Source organism: Pseudomonas ceruminis (assembly GCF_021602025.1).
GTDB lineage: Bacteria > Pseudomonadota > Gammaproteobacteria > Pseudomonadales > Pseudomonadaceae > Aquipseudomonas > Aquipseudomonas ceruminis.
Genome location: NZ_BQHW01000027.1, coordinates 12,616 through 34,622 on the forward strand (window position 1 = coordinate 12,616; position 22,007 = coordinate 34,622).

General features: G+C 63.8%; 18 protein-coding genes. 9 read left to right on the forward strand and 9 right to left on the reverse strand.

All coding sequences use genetic code 11. The features are described from left to right. Window positions 1–9 precede the first annotated feature (9 nt). The 7 genes from waaF to L6D80_RS24610 are packed head-to-tail and all read left to right on the forward strand — an operon-like array spanning window position 10 to window position 6,976. Window positions 10–1,059, forward strand: coding sequence for a lipopolysaccharide heptosyltransferase II (waaF, locus tag L6D80_RS24580; protein WP_054903032.1), 1,050 nt, complete (start codon window positions 10–12; stop codon window positions 1,057–1,059). After that, window positions 1,060–2,118, forward strand: coding sequence for a lipopolysaccharide heptosyltransferase I (waaC, locus tag L6D80_RS24585; RefSeq protein WP_176516352.1), 1,059 nt, complete (start codon window positions 1,060–1,062; stop codon window positions 2,116–2,118). Then, window positions 2,118–3,242, forward strand: a complete 1,125-nt coding sequence (locus L6D80_RS24590) for a glycosyltransferase family 4 protein (protein WP_054903034.1) — start codon at window positions 2,118–2,120, stop codon at window positions 3,240–3,242. The genes waaC and L6D80_RS24590 overlap by 1 nt, the downstream gene beginning before the upstream one ends. Further along, the gene (rfaP, locus tag L6D80_RS24595) at window positions 3,239–4,045 is read left to right on the forward strand and encodes a lipopolysaccharide core heptose(I) kinase RfaP (protein WP_054903035.1); all 807 of its coding nucleotides are present in this window, start codon (window positions 3,239–3,241) and stop codon (window positions 4,043–4,045) included. The genes L6D80_RS24590 and rfaP overlap by 4 nt, the downstream gene beginning before the upstream one ends. Next, complete coding sequence (locus L6D80_RS24600; protein ID WP_054903036.1) at window positions 4,045–4,779, forward strand: lipopolysaccharide kinase InaA family protein; 735 nt, start codon at window positions 4,045–4,047, stop codon at window positions 4,777–4,779. Before rfaP ends, L6D80_RS24600 begins: the two co-directional genes overlap by 1 nt. Then, window positions 4,776–5,528 (forward strand): lipopolysaccharide kinase InaA family protein, encoded by a 753-nt coding sequence (locus L6D80_RS24605; RefSeq protein WP_054903037.1) that lies wholly within the window; start codon window positions 4,776–4,778, stop codon window positions 5,526–5,528. Before L6D80_RS24600 ends, L6D80_RS24605 begins: the two co-directional genes overlap by 4 nt. Continuing rightward, window positions 5,528–6,976, forward strand: coding sequence for a lipopolysaccharide kinase InaA family protein (locus L6D80_RS24610; RefSeq protein WP_054903038.1), 1,449 nt, complete (start codon window positions 5,528–5,530; stop codon window positions 6,974–6,976). Before L6D80_RS24605 ends, L6D80_RS24610 begins: the two co-directional genes overlap by 1 nt. Here L6D80_RS24610 and L6D80_RS24615 read toward each other — a convergent pair. The 8 genes from L6D80_RS24615 to L6D80_RS24650 form a co-directional block, all read right to left on the reverse strand. Continuing rightward, entirely contained in the window at window positions 6,973–9,732 is a 2,760-nt protein-coding gene (locus L6D80_RS24615; RefSeq protein WP_176516350.1) for a dermonecrotic toxin domain-containing protein, read from the reverse strand. The two genes, L6D80_RS24610 and L6D80_RS24615, sit on opposite strands and share 4 nt — an antisense overlap. Before the next feature lie 70 nt (window positions 9,733–9,802). Beyond that, window positions 9,803–9,976, reverse strand: a complete 174-nt coding sequence (locus L6D80_RS24620) for a hypothetical protein (RefSeq protein WP_176516348.1) — start codon at window positions 9,974–9,976, stop codon at window positions 9,803–9,805. Next, on the reverse strand, window positions 9,973–11,085 hold the full coding sequence (locus L6D80_RS24625) for a PepSY-associated TM helix domain-containing protein (protein WP_176516346.1): 1,113 nt from the start codon (window positions 11,083–11,085) through the stop codon (window positions 9,973–9,975). Before L6D80_RS24625 ends, L6D80_RS24620 begins: the two co-directional genes overlap by 4 nt. 82 nt (window positions 11,086–11,167) lie before the next feature. Next, on the reverse strand, window positions 11,168–13,600 hold the full coding sequence (locus L6D80_RS24630; protein ID WP_176516344.1) for a TonB-dependent siderophore receptor: 2,433 nt from the start codon (window positions 13,598–13,600) through the stop codon (window positions 11,168–11,170). Between the two features lie 138 nt (window positions 13,601–13,738). Continuing rightward, on the reverse strand, window positions 13,739–14,695 hold the full coding sequence (locus L6D80_RS24635; RefSeq protein ID WP_054903042.1) for a FecR domain-containing protein: 957 nt from the start codon (window positions 14,693–14,695) through the stop codon (window positions 13,739–13,741). Further along, entirely contained in the window at window positions 14,692–15,210 is a 519-nt protein-coding gene (locus L6D80_RS24640; RefSeq protein WP_054903043.1) for an RNA polymerase sigma factor, read from the reverse strand. The genes L6D80_RS24635 and L6D80_RS24640 overlap by 4 nt, the downstream gene beginning before the upstream one ends. A gap of 128 nt (window positions 15,211–15,338) precedes the next feature. Then, the gene (locus L6D80_RS24645) at window positions 15,339–16,049 is read right to left on the reverse strand and encodes a 3'-5' exonuclease (RefSeq protein WP_176516342.1); all 711 of its coding nucleotides are present in this window, start codon (window positions 16,047–16,049) and stop codon (window positions 15,339–15,341) included. After that, on the reverse strand, window positions 16,046–17,983 hold the full coding sequence (locus tag L6D80_RS24650) for a putative nucleotidyltransferase substrate binding domain-containing protein (RefSeq protein ID WP_176516340.1): 1,938 nt from the start codon (window positions 17,981–17,983) through the stop codon (window positions 16,046–16,048). Before L6D80_RS24650 ends, L6D80_RS24645 begins: the two co-directional genes overlap by 4 nt. 186 nt (window positions 17,984–18,169) lie before the next feature. Here L6D80_RS24650 and L6D80_RS24655 point away from each other — a divergent pair, with 186 nt between their 5' ends. Next, a complete protein-coding gene (locus tag L6D80_RS24655; protein WP_054903046.1) occupies window positions 18,170–18,613 on the forward strand; it encodes a response regulator in 444 nt (147 codons plus the stop codon). A 65-nt stretch (window positions 18,614–18,678) separates the two neighbouring features. Here L6D80_RS24655 and L6D80_RS24660 read toward each other — a convergent pair whose 3' ends face one another. Further along, a complete protein-coding gene (locus tag L6D80_RS24660; protein WP_054903047.1) occupies window positions 18,679–20,856 on the reverse strand; it encodes a malate synthase G in 2,178 nt (725 codons plus the stop codon). Window positions 20,857–21,299: 443 nt separating this feature from the next. Here L6D80_RS24660 and L6D80_RS24665 point away from each other — a divergent pair, with 443 nt between their 5' ends. Next, complete coding sequence (locus L6D80_RS24665) at window positions 21,300–21,818, forward strand: glycine cleavage system transcriptional repressor (RefSeq protein ID WP_176516333.1); 519 nt, start codon at window positions 21,300–21,302, stop codon at window positions 21,816–21,818. Window positions 21,819–22,007 lie beyond the last annotated feature (189 nt).

A 22,007-nucleotide genomic window follows, 5' to 3' on the forward strand; every position in this document is an offset into this window, starting at 1 on the left:
GGACTAAGCATGAGAATACTGATCATTGGCCCCAGCTGGGTCGGCGACATGGTAATGGCGCAGACCCTGTTCCAGTGCCTGAAACAGCAGCACCCCGACTGCGTGATCGATGTGCTGGCGCCCGAGTGGAGCCGGCCGATCCTCGAGCGCATGCCCGAAGTGCGTCAGGCCTTGAGCTTCCCGCTCGGCCACGGCGCGCTGGAGCTGGCTACGCGCCGGCGTATCGGCAAGTCCCTGGCCGGTCAGTACGACCAGGCGATCCTCCTGCCCAACTCACTGAAGTCGGCGCTGGTGCCGTTCTTTGCTGGTATCCCTAAGCGCACCGGCTGGCGCGGCGAGATGCGCTTGGGCCTGCTCAATGATGTGCGCAAGCTGGACAAGGCCCGCTACCCGCTGATGATCGAGCGCTTCATGGCCCTGGCTTATGCGCCGGGGGCTGAACTGCCGCAACCCTACCCACGGCCGAACCTGCAGATCGAAGCGCAGAGCCGCGACGCCGCGCTGGCCAAGTTCGGGCTGGAGCTGGACCGCCCTGTGCTTGCCCTGTGCCCAGGTGCCGAGTTCGGTGAGGCCAAGCGCTGGCCGGCCGAGCACTACGCCGAGGTGGCCGATGCCCTGATTCGCCAGGGCTGGCAGGTGTGGCTGTTCGGCTCGAAGAACGACCACCCTGTCGGCGAGCAGATTCGCGACCGGCTGATCCCGGGTCTGCGTGAAGAATCGTACAACCTGGCAGGCGAAACCTCGCTGGCTGAGGCCATCGACCTGATGTCCTGTGCCAATGCGGTGGTGTCCAACGACTCGGGCCTGATGCATGTGGCGGCGGCGCTGAACCGCCCGCTGGTGGCCGTTTATGGCTCTACCTCGCCAGGTTTCACCCCGCCATTGGCCGAACAGGTGGAGGTCGTGCGCACCGGTATCGAGTGCAGCCCGTGTTTCGACCGCACCTGCCGCTTTGGCCACTACAACTGCCTGCGCCTGCTGGAGCCTGGCAAAGTCATCGCTGCCCTGCACAGCCTGGGCGGGCCGAACCTGATCGATGCCGTGGCCGAGGTCGACTAAGTGCGGGTACTGATCATCAAGACCTCGTCGCTGGGTGATGTGGTTCACACCCTGCCGGCGCTCACCGATGCCGCCCATGCGATACCGGGCATCCGTTTCGACTGGGTGGTGGAAGAAGGCTTTGCCGAAATCCCCAGTTGGCACCCGGCGGTCGATGAGGTTATCCCGGTGGCCATTCGCCGCTGGCGCAAGCACCTCTGGCAGACCATCAGGAGCGGCGAGTGGAAGGCGTTCAAGCAACGCGTGCGCGCACGCAAGTACGACCTGGTGATCGATGCTCAGGGCCTGGTCAAGTCGGCCTGGCTGACTCGCCTGGTCAAGGCGCCGGTGGCGGGCCTGGACCGTTACTCGGCCCGCGAAGGCTGGGCCAGCCGCTTTTACGACCGACGCCTGTCGGTTGCGGTAGGCCAGCATGCGGTGGAGCGAGTGCGCCAGTTGTTCGCCCTGGCCCTGGCCTACGACCTGCCCGAGGGCATTGGCAACTACGGCCTGGACCTCGACCGCCTGCAATTGCCGCCGGCGGCGCCCTACGTGGTGTTCCTGCATGGCACGACGTGGGCGACCAAGCACTGGCCCGAGGCGTACTGGCGAGAACTGGCCGAACGTCTGGGCCGGCGCAAGCTGCAGGTGCGCCTGCCATGGGGCAACCAGGCCGAAAAGGATCGCGCCGAGCGCATTGCCCAGGGCTTGAACAACTGTCAGGTGCTCCCCAAGTTGAACCTTGCCGGTGTCGCCCGGGTGCTGGCGGCGGCCAAGGCCTGCGTAGCAGTGGATACCGGCCTGGGCCACCTGGCGGCGGCACTGGATGTGCCGACCATCTCGTTGTTCGGCCCCACCAACCCAGGCCTGACCGGTGCCTATGGCCGCGTTCAGGTGCACCAGGCCAGCGACTTCCCCTGTGCACCGTGCCTGCAGAAAAAGTGCACCTATAAACCGAGCGCCGACGACCTGCGCCGGTTCGATCTCAAACGCGAGTGGCCCTTGTGCTTCACTCGCCTGAATCCCGAGCATGTGGCGAGCCGCTTGAGCGCGTTGCTGCTGGCTGAGGATGTTCGTTGATGCAACTGGCTTTCGTGCTTTACAAATATTTCCCTTTCGGCGGGCTGCAGCGCGATTTCATGCGCATTGCCCTGGAGTGCCAGAAGCGTGGTCATCAGATTCGCGTGTACACGCTTATCTGGGAAGGCGACATACCGCCGGGCTTCGAGGTGTTGGTGGCGCCGGTCAAGGCGCTGTTCAACCATCGCCGTAACGAGAAACTCAGCGCCTGGATGGCGGCAGACCTGGCCAAGCGCCCGGTCGACCGGCTGATCGGCTTCAACAAGATGCCCGGGTTGGACGTGTACTACGCCGCCGACGGATGCTTCGAGGACAAGGCCCAGAATCTGCGCGGTGGCTTGTACCGACGTTGGGGCCGCTACCGGCACTTTGCCGAGTACGAGCGGGCGGTGTTCGCCAAGGACGCCCATACCGAAGTATTGATGATCTCCGAGGTGCAGCAACCGCTGTTCATCAAGCACTACGGCACGCCTGTGGAGCGCTTTCACCTGTTGCCACCTGGCATTTCCCAGGACCGCCGCGCGCCGGCCAATGCCGCCGAGATCCGCGCCGAGTTCCGCAAGGAGTTCAACCTGGGCGATGACGACCTGCTGCTGGTGCAGATTGGCTCGGGCTTCAAGACCAAGGGCGTGGACCGCAGCCTCAAGGCCCTGGCCGCGCTGCCTTCGGCGTTGCGCAAGCGTACACGGTTGATGGTCATCGGCCAGGACGACCCCAAGGTGTTCCAGTTGCAGAGCGCTACCTTGGGCCTGGGCGAACAGGTGCAGTTCCTCAAGGGCCGCAGCGATATCCCGCGGTTCCTGCTCGGTGCCGACCTGCTGATTCACCCAGCCTACAACGAGAACACCGGTACCGTGCTGCTCGAGGCCCTGGTGGCCGGGTTGCCGGTGCTGGTGTCGCAGGTGTGTGGCTATGCCCATTACATCGCCGAGGCCGACAGCGGGCTGGTGCTGGACGAGCCGTTCGAACAAGAGCAGCTCAACCGCTACCTGCAACGCATGCTCGAAGACCCACAGGCCCGTGCCGAGTGGTCGCGCAATGGCCTGGCCTTTGCCGATACCGCCGATTTGTACAGCATGCCGCAGCATGCCGCCGACGTGATCCTGGGGCAGGAGACCGCATGAAGCTGATACTGGCCGAACCGTTCAAGCGCCTGTGGGCCGGGCGTGATGCCTTCGAGGCTGTGGAGGCCTTGCAAGGCGAGGTCTACCGTGAGCTGGAAGGGCGCCGCACGCTGCGTACCGAGGTCGATGGCGAAGGTTTCTTCGTCAAGATCCACCGGGGCATCGGCTGGGGCGAAATCTTCAAGAACCTGCTGACCGCCAAGCTGCCGGTACTCGGTGCCGGCCAGGAATGGCGGGCCATCCAGCGCCTGCATGAAGTCGGCGTGCCGACCATGACCGCGGTCGCCTACGGTGAGCGCGGCAGCAACCCGGCCACCCAGCATTCGTTCATCGTCACCCAGGAGCTGGCGCCCACCATCAGCCTGGAAGACTTCAGCATCGATTGGCTCAGGCAGCCGCCGGAGCCGCGGCTCAAGCGTGCGCTGATCGCCGAGGTGGCGAAGATGACGGGCGGCATGCACCGCGCCGGGGTCAACCACCGCGACTGCTACATTTGCCACTTCCTGCTGCACACCGACCGCCCGGTGACGCCAGAAGACTTCAAACTGTCGGTGATCGACCTGCACCGCGCCCAGACCCGGGCGAAAATCAGCCGCCGCTGGCGTGACAAGGACCTGGCCGCGCTGTATTTCTCGGCGCTGGACATCGGCCTGACCCGGCGCGACAAGCTGCGTTTCCTGCGCGGTTACTTCCAGCGCCCGCTGCGCCAGGTTCTCGCCGACGAGGCTGCGTTGCTCGCCTGGCTCGATCGCAAGGCGCAGAAACTCTACGATCGCAAGCAACGCTATGGGGATGCACTCTGATGGCGGGTTGGACACTGGCGCCAGGTTACGAACACCTGGCGGCGGACTTCGGCAGTCTCAATGCGGTGTTCGCCCTGCAGGGCGAGCGCCTGACCCGCGACCCGTTGAGCGAGGTCGTCCGCATCGAGCGTGACGGGGTCAACTATTACGTCAAGCGCTATACCGGTGCCGGCAAGCACATGCGCCGTTACCTGGGCCGGCCGCGTATCAAGGCCGAATGGCAGAACCTCAAGCAGTTCGCCAAATGGGGTATCCCCACCGCCGAAGTGGTGGCTTGGGGGCTGGAGCGCAATGGCCTGGCCTTCGGCCGTGGGGCGATGATCACCCGCGAGTTGCCGCGTACCGAAGACCTCTCGGCGCTGGCCGAGCGCAATGACCCACGCCTGGCCGACCGTGCCTGGGTCGACCACATCAGCCGGCAACTGGCGCGTCACACCCGTGTCATGCACCAGCACCGGTTTGCCCACAACGATCTGAAGTGGCGCAACCTGCTGGTCGATGACCAGGGCACGCTATTCTTCATCGACTGCCCGACCGGCGACTTCTGGCGCGGCTTCATGTGGCGCCATCGGCTGATCAAGGACTTGGCGTGCCTGGACAAGGTCGCCAAATACCACCTGTCGGCAACCCAGCGCCTGCGGTTCTACCTGCAGTATCGCGAGCGCGAGCGCCTGAACGCGCGCGACAAGCGGCGGATTCGCCAGGTGCTGAGCTTTTTCGAGGGAAGGGAATGACCGATTACCTGGCCAGCGCGGACCTTGCGCTGCTCAAACGCCATGGCCTGAACGACTTTGAGGCGCTATGGGCGCTGCAGCTCGACGCCGTGGACGAACCCAACACCGGCCGTGGCGGCTGGAGCAGCGTCTTCCGCCTGGAGCTTGAAGGCAAAGGCTATTACCTCAAGCGCCAGAGCGACTACCTGACCCGTACCCTGCACCGGCCCTTCGGCGAGCCGACGTTCGCCCGCGAGTTTCGCAATATCAGCCGTTACCAGAAACTGCACATTCCTGCCCTGCAGGCGGTGTTCTACGGCGAGCGCAAGCAGGGCGGCCAGCACCGGGCGATTTTGCTGACCCGCGCCCTGGATGACTGGAGCGACCTGGAAAGCCTGTTGGCCCAGTGGCCACAGCTCGACGATGCGACCCGCCTTGGCATCCTCCAGGCCTGTGGCCAGCTGGCGCGTACGCTGCATGCCGCTGGCCAGGTGCATGGCTGTTTCTATCCCAAGCACATCTTCCTGCGTCAGCGCCGTGAAGGCTGGGATGCCCAACTGATCGACCTGGAAAAGACCCGGCCGCTGTTGTTCGGCATGCGCGACCGCCTGAAGGACCTGGAGCCACTGCTGCGGCGTGCCCGTGCCTGGAGCGAGGCAGATGTGCGCCAGTTGCTGGCGGCTTATCTTGCCCAGCCGGGCGACAGCGCCCTGGTCGATAACTGGCTGCAACGCCTGACGCAACGCCGTCGTGAAAAAGAGGCCCGCTGATGCGTTTGTCTGAACTCAAAGGTGCCGGGCGCAGCCCATCGCTGCCGCTTGCCGTGACCCTTGCCGATGCCGCTGGCAGTGCCGAGTTGCAACTGCTGAGCCTGCTGCGGGTGTTGCCGGGCCAACGCTATGTGGGAGCGGGTATATGGCGTGGCACGCCGGTGCTGGCCAAGTTGTTGGTGGGTGGTAATGCCGCCCGCCACTTCCAGCGTGAGCTGGAAGGCGTGAAGTTGCTCGCCGAACAAGGCCTGACCACGCCCCGTCTGCTGGCCGATGGCCTCAAGGAAGGCGAAGGCGGCTGGTTGTTGTTCGAATACCTCGATGGCGCCCAAAGCCTGGCCGATGCCTGGGCCGCGGTGGAGCACCTGCCGGTGCTCGCCGATGAGCAGCACCTGGTGCTTGGCGAGGCGCTCACTGCCGTGGCGCAGATGCATGCCAAAGGCCTCTGGCAAGAAGACTTGCACTTGGACAACCTGCTGCGCCATGGCGGCAAGCTGTACCTGATCGATGGTGCCGGCATCAAGGCCGAGACCCCCGGGCAGCAGCTTTCGCGCCCGCGTGTGCTGGAAAACCTCGGGGTGTTCTTCGCCCAGTTGCCCAAGCGCCTGGAGCCGTTCATCGAAGAGTTGCTGGTGCATTACCTGCTGGCCAACGCCGAACACGCGTTGCCGATGGAAGCGCTGCAGAAGCAGGTGGACAAGGTGCGCACCTGGCGCCTGAAGGATTATCTGGAAAAGGCCGGGCGCGAATGCACGTTGTTCAGCGTGCAGCGCAACCTGTCCGGGCTGCGGGCGATCTGCCGCAATGAAGTGCAGAACATGCTGCCGGTGCTGGAACAGGCCGACGCACTGATCGACCAGGGGCACCTGTACAAGACCGGGGGTGCGGCCAGCGTGGCACGCATTGAGGTGAACGGCCGCAAGCTGGTGCTCAAGCGTTACAACATCAAGAACACCGCTCACTGGTTCAAACGCTTCTGGCGCCCCAGCCGGGCCTGGCACTCCTGGATCGAAGGCCACCGCCTGGCGTTTCTCGACATCGCCACGCCGCGCCCGCTGGCGGTGCTCGAACAACGGGTCATGGGCTTGCGCAGCCGGGCCTTCCTGGTCACCGAGTTCGCCGATGGCCCAGACCTTACAGCGTGCTTCGCGCCCTATGTGGAAAACGGCGATGCGCCCGAAGAGCAGGTCGATGCCTTGGTGCACCTGATGCAGCAACTGATCCGCGAACGCATCAGCCATGGTGACTTCAAGGGCCATAACCTGTTCTGGCAGAACGGCCAGTGGTCACTGATCGACCTCGATGCCATGTGCCAGCATGCCACTCAGCTCAGCTTCGCCCAGGCATACGCCCGTGACCGGGCGCGCCTGCTGCGTAACTGGCCCAGTGGCAGTGCCTTGCATCAGCGCCTGGAGCGTTTGCTGCCCAAGCTCAACGAACAAGGCTAGGGCAGCGGCAGCCAGTCGCTGCTGCGTCCCGCCTGACGCACACGGATTCGCCACTGGCCGCCCTGCCAGCGAAGGACGGCCCAGGGCACCACGCCAGCCTCCTCGGCGCCAGGTATGGGTAGGTGATAATGGCCGGGCAACAGGTGACGGCGCAACGGTAACTTGCCGCTGCGGGTGTGCAGATAAAACTGGTCGGCGGCCTGAAACAGGCCGTCCACCCCGTCGACCGGGGAGCCATCGAGGGGTACCTGCGCGCGGCAATCTTCGAACAGGCGCTGCAGGTCAGGCAGGCCGTCATACCACAGTACCGGCGAGTCGATCACCCAATTGCCATTGGCAAGGCGCTTTATCGGCTGAGTCAGGTAGGCGTCTGGCTGATTCGGATCGATGGCTCGCCAGCGGCGTCCGTCGAAGGACACCTTGAAATAGCGCTTATCGGCATCCTGAATGAAATATTCGGAAAAGCCCTCGAAGGATGACACCTTTTCGTACACCTGCTCGCCATACACGCCGTCAATTCGATACCGCAGACTGCCGGTAGGAGCCGCGACGCTGAAGCGCTGAGGCAAGGGCATCGGGGGTTGCTTGGGCATGCCGCGCATGATGCGGCGCATCATGCCGGTGCTGGCAAGGCTGGTACCCGCATCGTTGATGTAGCTGAGCGCGTTGTACGCATGGTTCAGCACCCCATTGAGGTCTTCCTCGCGATAGGCCTCGATGCCGTTCCACACCTCCAGCACCATGCGCCCCAGTGCCAGAGGGATCATCACTTTGACCGGCAGGAAAACACTGATCAGGTCCAGCAAGGTCATGGCAAAGGTCAGCGCCTGGCTGGCATCGACTTGCGCAGTGGTGTGGCTTTCGGCATCGACCGCAGCCAGGAGGCTGCGTACTTCGGCGTGGTAGCAGGCGAAGAACAGATCGTCATCGACGGCGGGGGTCCGCAGGGCTTGGCCCAGCCCGCCTTTGAGCAGCAACTGTTCGACCTTGGCCGCCGGCAGAAGGCCCAGACGCTGGGCGATGTAGTGGCGCAGGGCGGGCTTCTCGCGCAACTGCCTGAGCAGCGCACGAGGGCTGGAATACGAGCGCCAGGCGCGTCGGTCGGGGGCGTCTGGCGTGTAGAGCACGAACGAGGTGACGCTGGGGGAGGGACTGGCCAGCAGCAATACGCCTTGCAAGGTGTGTTGGTTGACCAAGCACTGGTGAACGGTTACGACATGTCCGTCCACGGGCGGGCGCAGGGTGTTGTGCGGCTGCGACAACACCTGCTGCACCCAGCGGTAATCGCGCTCCGACCAGGCGGGCGACAGGTGCCCGGCATAGCGCGCCTTGGTCGCTTCGGCGCGCATACGAGCCTGATTGACCTTGGCGTGGGCGTGCAGGCGCCAATGCCCTACGGGCGAGTCGATCAACTGGGTGCGCAGGTAGTTGCTGTAGCCATCGCCAACATTCAGGCTCCTGACCAGTGTCTTGATGTAGGCGCTGGTCAGTTCCCTCGGGGGGGCCGTGCCATCCTTGGCGATCACCCGTGCCGTCAGCCAGTAGTCCCAGTCGAACCAGGCCAGGTTACGCATGGCCAGCTCATCGAGTGGGTAGCTCACGTGAACGGTTTCCACCATCTGGTCCTTGACCTTTTCGAACCCCCGCCAGGTGACGTAGCTTGAGGGTTGCAGTGGGTAGATCCAAGGCCCGCTCTGGCGTGTGTGGGTGACGGCGACGTGCACGTTTTCCGGCGCCAATGCCAACCCTAGGTCGCTGCGAAGGTGCGCCTGCAGACGTTCTCTGACCCAGTGGCGTAGCGTGTTGCTTTGGCGGAATTGCCGCAGCGTGAGAATACCGGGCGCAGCGACGCTTTGCCCCACCGCGACGAGTTCCTGCATGCTTTGCATGATGTGCGTGAGCGCGGCGGTGCTGGCCCCGCGTAACCAACTGGGCAGGTTCTTCTCGAGCAGCAGCGCGTAGCGGGTGTCGAGCAGTGCCTTGCTGCCTGCTTCAGCGCCGATCGCAATGGCCTTGCACAAGGTTTCGCCAGCGTCGGACGCACCCTGCGCCAGGGTTGCCCAGGCAAGGTTCAGGCGTTGCCGCTGGGCCTCGAGCAGGTATTGGACTTGTGCCTGCAAAGGATCATCGGCGTACCATTCATAGTGCAGGCGGTCGGCCTGCCGTGCGTTTTCCCTATGCCGCTGGCTCACCAGCAACTGCAGGAGCGGCGCACTTTGCAGGGGGTCGGCAAGGCGTTCGCACAATTCCTGGTGCAGCTCAGTAAGCGAGGGGTAAACCTCTATGCCTTGGCACAGCCCGCAGAGCAGTACCGGGCCGGTTGCCTGCTCAGGGGTGAGGTTTTGCCCTTCCTCCATACCGGTGGCGATCACGAACATGCCGGGCAGCGCGGCCCGCCATGCCGGGCTGCTGCGCGACAGTACCGGGCGATAGGCCTGAGCCCGCTGAGCCAGCGGCTGGGGCCGCCGTTGCCAGGCGTAGGGCAGGTCGAGAAAGGTGCTGATGACGGTGGCCAGTGACGCATCCAAGGTCTGGTCTGCCTGACGCAAGGCGGCTTCGGCGTGCATCATCGCGCGGCGGATGTCGGCCAGGCGAACCTGTCGCGAGCGGCCTTGGCCGTCAGCGACGGCCCAGAACTCGGCAAGTTCACCCTGCAACTGCTGGCGCGATGGCAGCGGCTGCGTGGGCGCCGGTATGGCTTCGAGCAAGGCCAGCAATTGCTGGTTGAGTAAGTCGATACGTTGTAGGGGTAGCATGCTCAGCTCCTGGCTTCAGGGAGCGGGCAGGGTGAATGGGCGCGCAACGCGCAGGTGGTTGCCGGCTACCTCACCGGCACAGGGCGCGCAGGCTCAGCCATGCCGGTACGCCCAGGCCAAGCGAGGCGAGGATGTCCCAGGCACCATCACCCAATAGGGCGGCAAACAGCCCCAGCGCGCCGAGCAGGGCGATGACGGCCGGCCAGGCGAACACCCGGGCGGTGGACTGTGAACGGTGACTCATGCCTTGGCCTCCCGGGAGCGGCGATACTTGCCGAGCCAGAGGTACACGCCACTGCCGAGCACGATGATGGTCAGCACGTCCAGCACGGCCCACAGGATTTGCATCGGCCGGCCGCCGTAGTCGCCGAAGTGAAGCGGTTGCGACAGGCCCATGGCATCCATGTACCAGGGGCGCTCGCCGACAGCGGTCACCTCTAACGTGCGCGCATCGATCAGCACAGGCGTGAACAGGTGCGAGCTAAGGTGCGTGGCGCCTTTCATGAACACCGCGTAATGGTGTTCGCTGGAAAAGCGGGTACCGGGGAATGCGATGAAGTCTGCGCGCATGCCGGGCGCGGCCTGTTCAGCGATGGCCAGCAGGTGCGTAGCCGGGGCGCGCTCGCTGAGCGGCGGGGCGTCATGATAGGGCGCGATCATGGCGGCCAGGCTGTCGTTGCGCCAGGCGGCGATCACCAGGTCGGAGAGTGCGCTGATTACCCCGGTCACCCCAACCGTCATGGCCCAGGTGAGGGTGACGATACCGATCAGGTTGTGCAGGTCGAGCCAGCGCAGGCGGCGCGACTTGTCATGGCGCACGGTAGCGAAGCCCAGGCGGCGCATGAACGGCGCATAGAGCACGGTGCCAGAGATGATCGCGAGCACGAAAAGCACCCCCATGAAGGCCAGCAGCAGCTTACCTGGCAGGCCGGCAAACAGGTCTACATGCAAGCGCAGCATGACCATCATGAAGCCGCCGTTGGCTGCCGGCATGGCCACGGCTTCTCCGGTGCGGGCATCGAGCATGAAGGTGTGCGACGAATTGGGCTCGGTGCCGGCGGTGGCGGCGGTAATCGCCACCACGCCATCGCGCTCGTCCTCGTCGTAGCCGAAGTACTGCAGCACTTCGCCAGGGCGGTGTTGCTGGGCCTTGAGCACCAGTTGCTGCAGGTCCAGGTGCGCAGTATTGGCAGGCATTTCGCGCAGCTCAGGGGCGTCGCCGAGCATGTGTTCGAGCTCGTGGTGGAAGATCAGCGGCAGGCCGGTGAGGGCCAGCAACAGCAGGAACAGGGTGCAGACCAGGCTGCTCCAGGTGTGGATGAAGGACCAGCGGCGGATGGTTTGGCTTTTCATTTCATTTTGTTTCTCGAGGTCCAGAAAGACCAAAGCCGCCCCCGGGGGACGGCTTGGTCGGCGCGCAGGTGTCGTCAGGGCCTCACCATTTGTAGGTGGCGCTGGCGACGACGCTGCGCTCATCTCCGTAGTAGCAGTAGTAGCTGTCACAGGTGGAGAGGTAGTCCTTGTTGAACACGTTGGTCGCGTTGACCGCTACCGACGCGCCCTTGAGGCTGTTGTTCAGGCGCCCGAGGTCGTAGTGCACGGCCGCATCGAACACGGTGTAGGCATTGGCTTTGCCCAGGTAGGTGTTGGCCTGGTCACCATAGGTGTTGCCGGTATAGCGGGCGCCCCCACCGATGCCGAAACCGTCGAGCACACCGGTGTGCCAGGTGTAGTCGGTCCACAGCGAGGCTTGCTGGTTGGGCATCAGTTGCAGGCGATTGCCTTTGTACAGGCCGTCCTGCACGTCGGATTTGGCCAGGGTGTAGGCCGCAGTCACCTTGAGGTTCTTGGTGACGTCGGACACGGCTTCCAGTTCCAGGCCACGTACCTTCACTTCGCCGGTCTGGCTGGTAAAGGTCACACCCCCCTCGTTGTTGGTGACCGCGACGTTTTTCTGGGTCAGGTCGTACACCGCAGCCGACAGCAAGGTATTCGAGCCCGGTGGCTGATACTTGATACCCAGTTCCCACTGTTTGCCTTCGGTGGGTTTGAACGACTCCTGCGCCGAGACGCTTGCGTTGCTCGACGGCTGGAAGGACTCGGCGTAGGAAAGGTAAGGCACGAAGCCTGAGTCGAAGACATAGCTCAGGGCAGCGTTGCCGCTGAACTTCTTGTCGCGTTGGGTATTGGTGGCATCGCCCTGGTTGAAGAACGTGGTGCCGGTATGCACCCAGTCTTCCCGGCCGCCCAAGGTCAGGCGCCAGTTGCCCAGGGCCATCTGGTCCTGAACGTACAGGCCGGTCTGACGGGTTTTCTGGTTGTAGTCGTAGAAGGCTGTCGAACGGTCCGGACGGGTGATCGGCAGCCCGTAGACCGGATGGATGACGTTGCTGTCCGGCACGGTGAAGTCGAAGATCGACAGGTAGTTGGTGTTGACGCGCTGGTGGTCCAGGCCGATCAGCAGCGTGTGGCTGATGTCACCGGTGGCGAAGTCACCCTGGAAGTTGTTGTCCACGGCGAACTGGCTGATGTCTTCATCGGTGTTGGTGGACATGCGGCTGACTGTTCCGTCGTCTTGCACAGGGCCACCGGGCGAGTAGTAGCTGCCGGGTGTGATGGTCTGGAACGCCAGGTCCGACTTGGTATAGCGCAGGTTCTGACGGAACTGCCAGACATCATTGATGCGGTGCTCGAAGGCATAGCCCAGCGCGTAGTAGGTGCGGTCGTAGAACTCGTAGTCCGGGTCGCCCAGGTTCTTGTGGTGGGAGATCTTGCCGAACGGCATGTCGAGCTTGGTGCCCTGGATGGGCCTGAACTGGCTGGTGGCGCCGGTATCGTCGCGGGTGAACTGGGTCAGGAAGGTCAGCGAGGTGTCGTCGTCGATGTTCCAGGTCAGGCTTGGCGCGATGTTGTAGCGCTTGTCGTCGATATGGTCGATGGGGGTGCCACCATCACGGATCACGCCACTGACGCCGTACAGGAACTGGCCCTGGTCGTCGATCTTGCCAGTGCTGGCAAAGTTGATCTGCCGGTGGTTATCGCTGCCGTATTGCACCTCGATTTCGTGAGCGCTTTCAGCCTGGGGGCGGCGGCTGACCATGTCCAGCAAGCCGCCAGGTGGGGTCTGGCCGTAAAGCGAGGAAGCCGGGCCGCGCAGCAGGGCGAGGCGGTCGAGGTTCCAGGTCTCGGCTTTTGGGTTGGCGTACACGCCACGGGGCAGCGGCAGGCCATCGAGGAACTGGGTCGGCTCGAAGCCACGCACGCGCATCCAGTCATAACGGGTATCGCTGCCGAAGCTGGCGGACACGATGCCAGGCATGTACCGCACGGCGTCATCCAGGCTGTGCACGCCGCGGTCGCTCATTTGCTGGCGGGTGGCGACGGAGATGGAGCGCGGGATCTCCACCAGTGCGGTATCGGTCTTGGTGCCTACTGCGCTGCGCTTGGCCAGGTAACCTTCTACCGGGCCCCAGGCGTTTTCGCTGTCGCTGGCGGCGTTTATGCTGGTTTCCGGCAACGCCAGGCTGCCGTCTGGCACGGCCACCAGGCTGTAGCTGCCGACACTGCTTTGCTGCAGTTGCAAGCCGGTACCGCGCAGTGCGGCCTGCAGGGCGCCAAGGCCGTCGAACTGGCCGTTGACCGGCGCCGACGTGTGGCCGCTGACCAAGGCCGGGTCGATGACCAGCGCAATGCCCGACTGGCTGGCGATCTGGTTCAGGGTGCTGGCCAGCGGGGCGCTGGGCAGGTCGTAGGCACGCGGGGCGGGTTGCTCGGCGGCGCACAGGGCGGGGCTGGCCAACGGGGCGCCAAGGCCAATGGCCAGGGCCATCAGGCTGGGACGCAGGATACGATCAACAGCACGGGACATGCAGCGGCTCCTCGACGGATAAGTGCGAACTGCTTCCTTGCCGAGCGAGATTTCAGAAGTGACAGGGGGGGCTGAAAAAAAAGTTGTATTTCTGTGCCGAGGCTTCGCGGGTTTACCCGCGAAGCCTCGGCAGCCCATCTACTTGGGAACCACGTTGACCCACCACTGCGTATGCCGCTCGATCTTCACCGGCAACGCCGGCACCAGCGAGGCCAGGGCCAGGTCTGTATTGTTCAGCGGGAAGCTCCCCGTGACGCGCAGGTCGGCGATTTCATCGGCCACGCCCAGGTGCCCGTTGCGGTATTGCCCCAATTGGGCCAGCAGGTCGGCCAGGCGTACGTTGTCGACCACCAGCATGCCGCGGGTCCAGGCATCGGCACCGGCCACCACAGGGGTGACGGCGCTGAGGCCGTTGGCGTTCATCAGCACCTGCTGGCCTTCGCCCAGTACCTGCTCGTCGCCGCTGTTGCGGGGCATGGCGGCGACCGAGGACTGCAGTACCTCAAGGCGTGTGCCGTTGGCCTCGCGACGCACCAGAAAGCGCGTGCCCAGGGGGCGCAGGCGGCCATCGTCGGTGCGCACCAGCAACGGGCGCGGGTCTGCATGGCCGGTTTCCACCGAGATTTCACCCTGGTGCAGCACCAGCTCGCGTTGCCCGCCTGCGTAGTTGATGTCTACAGCGGTGTGGGTGTTGAGGCTCAACAGCGTGCCGTCTTCCAGGCGCAGTGTGCGCAACTCGCCAGTGGCGGTGCGCTGATCTGCCAGCCAGTAATTGACTGACAGCGACGGCGCGCCGAGCCAGGCCAGTAGTGAGCCGAGCAGCAACATACCGGCGAGCCCGCCGCCTGCCTTGCCAACCCGCCGACGCAGGCTGATACGCGATTGCTGCAGGACCTGGCGGGCGGGGCCGACTGCAGCGCTCACGCGTTGATCGAGGGTACCCAGCTGGCGCCAGGCACGGGCGTGTTCTTCACTGGCGGCGTGCCAGCGCATGAATTCGCTGCGGGCATCGGGCGTGCCGCTGCTGTCGTCCAGGCTGAGTTTCCAGGCAATGGCAGCTTCGAGAACCCGGGCCGAAACCGGTGAGTTGTTCACGTCGGCTCACCGTACAAGGCCACGTAGCACTGGCGCATGCCTTGGGCGAGGTACTGGCGCACGCGCGATACGGAAACGCCCAGGCGCTCGGCGATTTCAGCGTGGCCCATACCGTCCAGGCGGTTATGCAGGAAAGCGGCGCGGGCCTTGCTCGACAGTTTTCCAAGCAGCCGGTCAATGGCCTTGAGGTCTTCGAGGATCAGGTGCTGGATTTCCGGGGAAGGCTGTTCGGCCTGTGGCAGGCGCGCCAGCTCGGCCAGATACGCCTGCTCCAGCGCGGCACGGCGGAAGTGGTCGAACATCAACCCCTTGGCTACAGCGGCGAGGAAGGCGCGTGGCTCGCGTGGGGTATCCAGCCGCTCCCGGCCGAGCAGGCGCACAAAAGTATCCTGGCTCAGATCTTCGGCACGCTGACGGCAGGCCATGCTGCGTTGCAGCCAGGCGAGCAGCCAGCCGCGGTGGTCGCGGTACAGCGCACCGACCAGATCGGCATGTGGGCTCTGTGCAGAAGACAAGCAGCGTCCCCCCGGAACGAATGCATTAACTAACGATAATTATTCGCGATTGTTACAGAGGCAGGGGGTGGGGTGCAATGGACGCTTATCGGATTGCCATCCCCAGCGGTAGCGCCGGTAATCAGCGATCAGAGGCCGTGCCCCTGCACGCTACGCCGACGCCACCCGCGCAATCGCTGTTCGAGTTGCAATGGGCTGTCGAGTTGCTGCCGATGGGCCTGGCTGAACAGGATCAACGCCAGTTCGGCGGTGACCTGGGCATCGGCGCTGGCATGGTGGCGTTCGTCTACCTGCAGGCCGAAACGCGTCACCCAGTCGTCCAGGCCAGCCTCGCGCAGCACGGTGTCGGGGTTGAGCATCGGTGCCAGTTCGGCGACATCGAGAAAGGGATGCTGCAACCGATAGCCCAGGCTTTCTTTCAGCGCCCGGGCCAGCATGCGTTGATCGAACGGGGCATGGAAGGCCAGCACCGGGCTGGTACCAATGAATTCGAGCAGGTCAAGCAACGCCTCGGCTGGGTCGCAGCCTGCCGCCAGGGCGCTGGGGCCCAGGCCATGGATCAACACGCTGGCGTTGGTCTTCTGCGTGGGCCGGTGCAAGGTCCGTTCGAACTGCTGAGAGAAGTCGATGGCACCATCTTCGATGGCCACGGCACCCACCGACAGCACCTGGTCACGGTTGGGGTTCAGGCCGCTGGTTTCCAGGTCGAGGACCACCCAGCGCTGCTCACGCAACGAGCAGACACCCAACGGTGCGGGTTTGGCCACGTGCGCCAGGCGCTGGCGCAAGGTGTCGTCCAGCAGGGGAGCTGCAGGGCGCAGCCAGGCGAACAGGCTCATAGCTGATACCGCAAGGCCAGGCTGCTCTGCAGGCGCTGCGCCTGGCGCAGGGATTCACGCAGGATGCGCCGGTCCAGGTGGTTGAGGCTGTCTGGATCGACCCGGTTGGAGTAGGGCAGGTTGTCGCGCGTCTGGCGCTGGTGCTGCTGCATGCGGGTTTGCTGAATGAAGTGGTAAGCCTCTTCATATGCCGCGCCATCGAGCGCCTCGATGATGCCTTTGTCGACCAGTTGGCGCAGGCGCTCCAGGGTGTTGCAGGCGCCGATGCCATGGGCCAGGGCGAGCAGGCGTGCACCATCGACGAAGGGGGTAAGCCCCTGGACCTTGAGGTCGAGGGTGGCAGCTTTGTCGTTGCCCTGACGGGTCAACACGAACTCGCGCAGGCGGCCAACCGGCGGCCGTTGGCGCAGGGCGTTGTCGGCCATCATGCGCTGGAAGATACGGTTGTCGGCGACCTGCTCGAGCATCTGTTGACGCAGTTGCTCACACCCTTGTTCGTCGCCCCACACCACGCGCAGGTCGAAGTAGATGCTCGAGCCGAGCAGGTTCTCCGGGCTGGCTTCGCGAACGAAGCCGGCAAAGCGCTGGGCCCATTCGGTGCGCGAAAGGCAGAGCTCGGGGTTGCCGGCCATGATGTTGCCTTTGCACAAGGTAAAGCCGCACTGGGCCAGGCACTGATTGATGTACTGCGCCAGAGGCAGCAGCCGTGCGCGAATGGCATCGGCCTCGCTGCCGTCGGCCGCTTCGAACAGGATGCCGTTGTCCTGGTCAGTGTGCAGGGTCTGTTCACGGCGGCCTTCGCTGCCGAAGCACAGCCAGGTAAATGGCACGCCAGGGTCACCGCGCTCGGCCAGCGCCAGTTCGATTACCCGGCAGACAGTGTGGTCGTTGAGCAAGGTGATGATCTGGGTGATCTGGGTCGAGGAAGCGCCATGGGCAAGCATGCGTTCGACCAACTGGCCGATTTCGCCGCGCAACGATACCAGCGAGTCCAGGCGTGGCGCATGGCGGATGGTACGCGCCAGGTGCACCAGATCGACCCGTTGCAGGGAAAACAGGTCGCGCTCGGATACCACGCCGCACAGGCGGCGGTTTTCCACCAGGCAGACATGGGCAATGTGCCGTTCGGTCATGGCCATGGCCGCATCGAAGGCACTGGCACCAGGGCTTAAGTAGAAGGGCTTGGCGGTCATGTGCCGAGCGATGGGCGCGCCCAGGTCGGCATCGGCGGCAGCCACCACCTCACGCAGGTCACGCAGGGTGAAAATGCCCACCGGATACCGTTGCGGATCGACCACGACAATGCTGCCGACCTGCTGCTCGTGCATCAGCCGCACGGCATCACGCAGTGGCATGTCTGGGGCGCAGACCACCGGGTGGCGCATGGCCAGTTCGCCCAGGGGAGCATTGAGTGAATATTGTGTGCCGAGGGTTTCTACCGCACGTTGGCGCACTTGCTGGTTGACTTGATCGAGCAGGCTGCTGACGCCGCGCAGGGCAAAATCTCGAAACACTTCTGACAGGGAGAACAGGCGGATGAACGCCGCCTTGTTCAGTTGCAGGCAGAACGTGTCTTCGCCGGCCAGGTGTTCGGTGCGGGTGGCGCGTTCGCCAAGCAGGGCTGCCAGGGGGAAGCACTCGCCGCTGGTGATCTCGAATGTGGTTTCCACACCCGGTTTGACCAGGTGCTGGCGCTCACCGACAACGCGGCCCTGTTTGACGATGTAGAAGTGCTCCACCGGGCCGTCCGCCGGCTTGATGATGCTTTCGCCGCTGGCATAGAAACGCAGCTGGCACTGTTCCACCAGAAAGGCCAGGTGGCTGTGCTCCATCTGGTTGAACGGGGGGAAACGCTGCAAAAACTGCAGTGTGCCCTGGATGTTCTGCAGAACAGCGGTTCTGCCCGCCTGGCTGTAGGCGTCCTTTTTGCTCATGAAACTGACCGTATCGCTATGCCGAACTATATATATCTATATATAGGTGCGGCCTTGTTGTTCTCGGCCCCCATGGTCGGCTGGCGGCCGTGCGGTGCCCATTGGACGTAAGTCTATGAGCGGTGTGTGATCAATATCGCAAGGTGCGGTCTTACCGGTGAGCAAGATACTTTTGACGAGACGACCATGGCTGAGCATGACGACATCCTGAGTGACGCTGAACGCGAGGCATTGGCCGGAGTAAGTGCCCCCATGGCGCCCAAGCCGGTGGTGCTGGTGGTCGATGACAACCCGGTCAATAGCGAGGCGCTGTGCCTTTACCTGAAGAGTAGGGGCATCGACTGCATGAAGGCCGATGGTGCCCAGGAGGCGATGTTCAAGCTGCATTACGAGCCGCGGATTGCCTTGATGATCACCGACCTGCGCATGGAGCCCAAGGATGGCCTGGAGCTGATTCGGCAGGTGCGTGAGTCGGAGCGGGCGGCGTTGTCGATCATCGTGGTGTCGGGCGACACCGATGTGAAGGAGGCGGTGGACGTAATGCACCTGGGGGTGGTGGACTTTTTGCTCAAGCCGGTGGATCTGGGGAAGCTGCTGCACTTGGTGAAGAAGGAATTGAAGGTCGAATAACGGGGGTGGATGCAGCCCTATCACCGGCTTGCTGGCGATAGGGCTGCAGCGCAGCCTCTTACGTATTACAGCCCGTTACGCGCCTTGAACTCGCGACGGCGGCGGTGCAGCACCGGCTCGGTATACCCGTTCGGCTGCTTGGCACCCTCGATCACCAGCTCCACAGCCGCCTGGAACGCGACGTTGTCGTCGAAGTTCGGCGCCATCGGACGGTACAGCGCGTCACCGGCGTTCTGCTTGTCGACCACCGCGGCCATGCGCTTGAGGCTTTCCAGCACCTGGTCCTGGCTGACCACGCCATGGCGCAGCCAGTTGGCCAGCAACTGAGCTGAAATACGCAGGGTGGCGCGGTCTTCCATCAGGCCGACGTCGTTGATGTCCGGCACCTTCGAGCACCCTACGCCCTGATCGATCCAGCGCACCACATAGCCAAGGATGCCTTGGGCGTTGTTGTCCAGCTCGTTGCGGATCTCTTCGGGCGACCAGTGGGTATCGGCAGCCAGCGGAATGCTCAGGATATCGTCCACAGACGCCGGTGTACGTGAAGCCAGCTCGCGCTGACGTGCCTGTACGTCGACCTTGTGGTAATGCAGGGCGTGCAGGGTGGCGGCGGTTGGCGACGGTACCCAGGCTGTGTTGGCGCCGGCCAGCGGGTGAGCGATCTTCTGCTCGAGCATGGCTGCCATCAGGTCTGGCATGGCCCACATGCCCTTGCCGATCTGCGCGCGGCCTTGCAGCCCGGTGGCCAGGCCAACGTCAACGTTGTTGTTCTCGTACGCGCCGATCCACTTCTCATTTTTCATGGCGCCTTTGCGTACCACGGCGCCGGCCTCCATAGAGGTGTGGATTTCGTCGCCGGTACGGTCGAGGAAGCCGGTGTTGATGAACGCAACGCGCTCGGCGGCCGACTTGATGCAGGCCTTGAGGTTGACCGTGGTGCGGCGCTCCTCGTCCATGATGCCGACCTTGACGGTGTTGCGCGGCATGCCCAGCAGGTCTTCGACGCGGCTGAAGATCTCGGCGGCGAACGCCACTTCTTCAGGGCCGTGCATCTTCGGCTTGACGATGTACACACTGCCGGTGCGGGTGTTCTTGCGGCTGGTATTGCCGTTGAGGTTGTGCAGGGCGATCAGGTTGGTGAACAGCCCGTCCTGAATACCTTCAGGGATTTCGTTGCCTTGGGCATCGAGGATCGCCGGGTTGGTCATCAGGTGGCCGACGTTGCGCACGAACAGCAGCGAACGGCCATGCAAGGTGACGCTGCCGCCGTTGGGCGCGGCGTATTCGCGGTCCGGGTTCATGGTGCGGGTGAAGGTCTTGCCACCCTTGCTCACGTTCTCGGCCAGGTCACCTTTCATCAGGCCCAGCCAGTTACGGTAGACGATGACCTTGTCGTCGGCATCGACGGCGGCGACCGAGTCTTCGCAGTCCATGATGGTCGTGAGCGCCGATTCCATCAGGATGTCTTTGACACCCGCGGCGTCGGTGCTGCCAACCGGGGTGCTGGCGTCGACCTGGATCTCGAAATGCAGGCCGTTGTGCTTGAGCAGCACGGCGGTAGGCGCGGCGGCGTCGCCGTGGAAACCGATCAGTTGCGCGTCGTCACGCAGGCCGCTGTTGCTGCCGCCCTTGAGGGCGACGATCAGCTTGCCGCCTTCGATGCGATAGCCGGTGGAATCGACGTGGGAACCGGCCGCCAATGGCGCGGCTTCGTCGAGGAAGGCGCGGGCGAAGGCAATGACCTTGTCACCACGCACCTTGTTGTAACCCTGGCCTTTTTCCGCGCCGCCTTCATCGCTGATGGCGTCGGTGCCGTACAACGCGTCGTACAGCGAGCCCCAGCGAGCGTTGGCAGCATTGAGGGCGAAGCGGGCGTTCATCACCGGCACGACCAGTTGCGGGCCAGCCATGTGGGCGATTTCTTCGTCGACATTCTGGGTCGTGGCCTGGAAATCGTCGGCTTGTGGCAGCAGGTAGCCGATTTCCTGGAGGAAGCTCTTGTAGGCTACGGCGTCATGGGCCTGGCCTTTGCGTGCCTGGTGCCAGGCGTCGATCTTGGCTTGCAGCTCGTCGCGCTTGGCGAGCAGGGCTTTGTTCTTTGGGGCGAGGTCGTTGATGATCTTCTCGGCACCCGCCCAGAACTGCTCGGCGACGATGCCGGTCCCCGGAATGGCTTCGTTGTTGACGAAGTCGAACAGGACCTTGGCGACCTGAAGGCCACCGACTTGAACGTATCCAGTCATTGCTTGCCTCACCTCTGCTCAGCTATTTCGCTTTCGCTCTTCTGTATTAAGCCTGTAGCGCTTCTCTAAACACGGCACCCGCAATGCGCGAGCGCGGTTGGGTGCGGCTCGCCAGACGGGCTGGCGGGCGGTTGGCGTATTTTCACAGGCGCCTTGGCAGACATCCAAACGACGTTTTGTAGTCCACGCCGACGCATACTACATGAAGCAGCAGGCAGGTAAACATCAGACTAAAAGCGTCGCTCTGCGACCGGTTGGTCGCGTAGGGTCATGCTGGGAATGGCTATGTTCGCAAAAAACGAGTGGATTGTTCCAGATAAATCTTGAAACAGTACACGATTAGTTGTGCGAACTGCCCTGCGGCAGGTTGCCGCGCCTTGCCTATACTGAGTCGACCCCCGTATTTTCGCCGCCGCGGGCGGCTCGACGCAGAGGTAGGGCCTGTGGACCATCTTGTACTGACCGTGATTGCCCCCGACAAGGCTGGCCAGGTTGAACGTATCGCCGAATGCATCGCCGAACATAGCGGCAACTGGCTGGAGAGCCGTATGTCGCGCATGGCCGGGCAGTTTGCCGGGATCTTGCGGGTGGCGGTGCCGGCGGAGAACTACGATGAACTGGTGAAGGCACTCCAGGCGTTGGGCCAATACGATATCCGGGTGCTGATTGCCGAGAGCGGAATCGAGCCTTCGTGCACCTGGAAACCGATTGCCATGGAGCTTGTGGGCAATGATCGCCCGGGGATCGTGCGCGACATCACCCGTTTGCTGGCCGACCAGGGTGTGAACCTGGAGCGTTTCACCACCGAGGTGCGCCCGGCGCCGATGAGCAGCGAGCCGCTGTTCCATGCCGATGCGCTGCTGGCGCTGCCGTTGACCCTGTCGCTGGATGACCTGCAGCACAAGCTGGAAAGCCTGGCCGATGACCTGATGGTGGAGTTGAAGCTACGCCCAGAGGATTGAGCGGCAACTGCCGGGGGCCGCTTTGGGCCCCCTGCGGGTTATCCCGGTTTAACGGGGACGTCCCTGTGGATAACCTGGGGGCGTACCTCGCCAGCCCAATACCACCAAGGCCTCCCGCGATTTGGACAAAAAACGTACAGTTATCAGTAGCTTGTGCACAAAGCGCGGGGACGAGGGTGTGGATAACCT

What these genes read in the sequence shown, in the direction of transcription:
- waaF (WP_054903032.1), top strand. Translation starts at nt 10, where the DNA reads ATGAGAATACTGATCATTGGCCCCAGCTGGGTCGGCGACATGGTAATG.
- L6D80_RS24590 (WP_054903034.1), top strand. Translation starts at nt 2,118, where the DNA reads ATGCAACTGGCTTTCGTGCTTTACAAATATTTCCCTTTCGGCGGGCTG.
- rfaP (WP_054903035.1), top strand. Translation starts at nt 3,239, where the DNA reads ATGAAGCTGATACTGGCCGAACCGTTCAAGCGCCTGTGGGCCGGGCGT.
- L6D80_RS24600 (WP_054903036.1), top strand. Translation starts at nt 4,045, where the DNA reads ATGGCGGGTTGGACACTGGCGCCAGGTTACGAACACCTGGCGGCGGAC.
- L6D80_RS24605 (WP_054903037.1), top strand. Translation starts at nt 4,776, where the DNA reads ATGACCGATTACCTGGCCAGCGCGGACCTTGCGCTGCTCAAACGCCAT.
- L6D80_RS24610 (WP_054903038.1), top strand. Translation starts at nt 5,528, where the DNA reads ATGCGTTTGTCTGAACTCAAAGGTGCCGGGCGCAGCCCATCGCTGCCG.
- L6D80_RS24615 (WP_176516350.1), bottom strand. Translation starts at nt 9,732, where the DNA reads ATGCTACCCCTACAACGTATCGACTTACTCAACCAGCAATTGCTGGCC.
- L6D80_RS24620 (WP_176516348.1), bottom strand. Translation starts at nt 9,976, where the DNA reads ATGAGTCACCGTTCACAGTCCACCGCCCGGGTGTTCGCCTGGCCGGCC.
- L6D80_RS24625 (WP_176516346.1), bottom strand. Translation starts at nt 11,085, where the DNA reads ATGAAAAGCCAAACCATCCGCCGCTGGTCCTTCATCCACACCTGGAGC.
- L6D80_RS24630 (WP_176516344.1), bottom strand. Translation starts at nt 13,600, where the DNA reads ATGTCCCGTGCTGTTGATCGTATCCTGCGTCCCAGCCTGATGGCCCTG.
- L6D80_RS24645 (WP_176516342.1), bottom strand. Translation starts at nt 16,049, where the DNA reads ATGAGCCTGTTCGCCTGGCTGCGCCCTGCAGCTCCCCTGCTGGACGAC.
- L6D80_RS24650 (WP_176516340.1), bottom strand. Translation starts at nt 17,983, where the DNA reads ATGAGCAAAAAGGACGCCTACAGCCAGGCGGGCAGAACCGCTGTTCTG.
- L6D80_RS24655 (WP_054903046.1), top strand. Translation starts at nt 18,170, where the DNA reads ATGGCTGAGCATGACGACATCCTGAGTGACGCTGAACGCGAGGCATTG.
- L6D80_RS24660 (WP_054903047.1), bottom strand. Translation starts at nt 20,856, where the DNA reads ATGACTGGATACGTTCAAGTCGGTGGCCTTCAGGTCGCCAAGGTCCTG.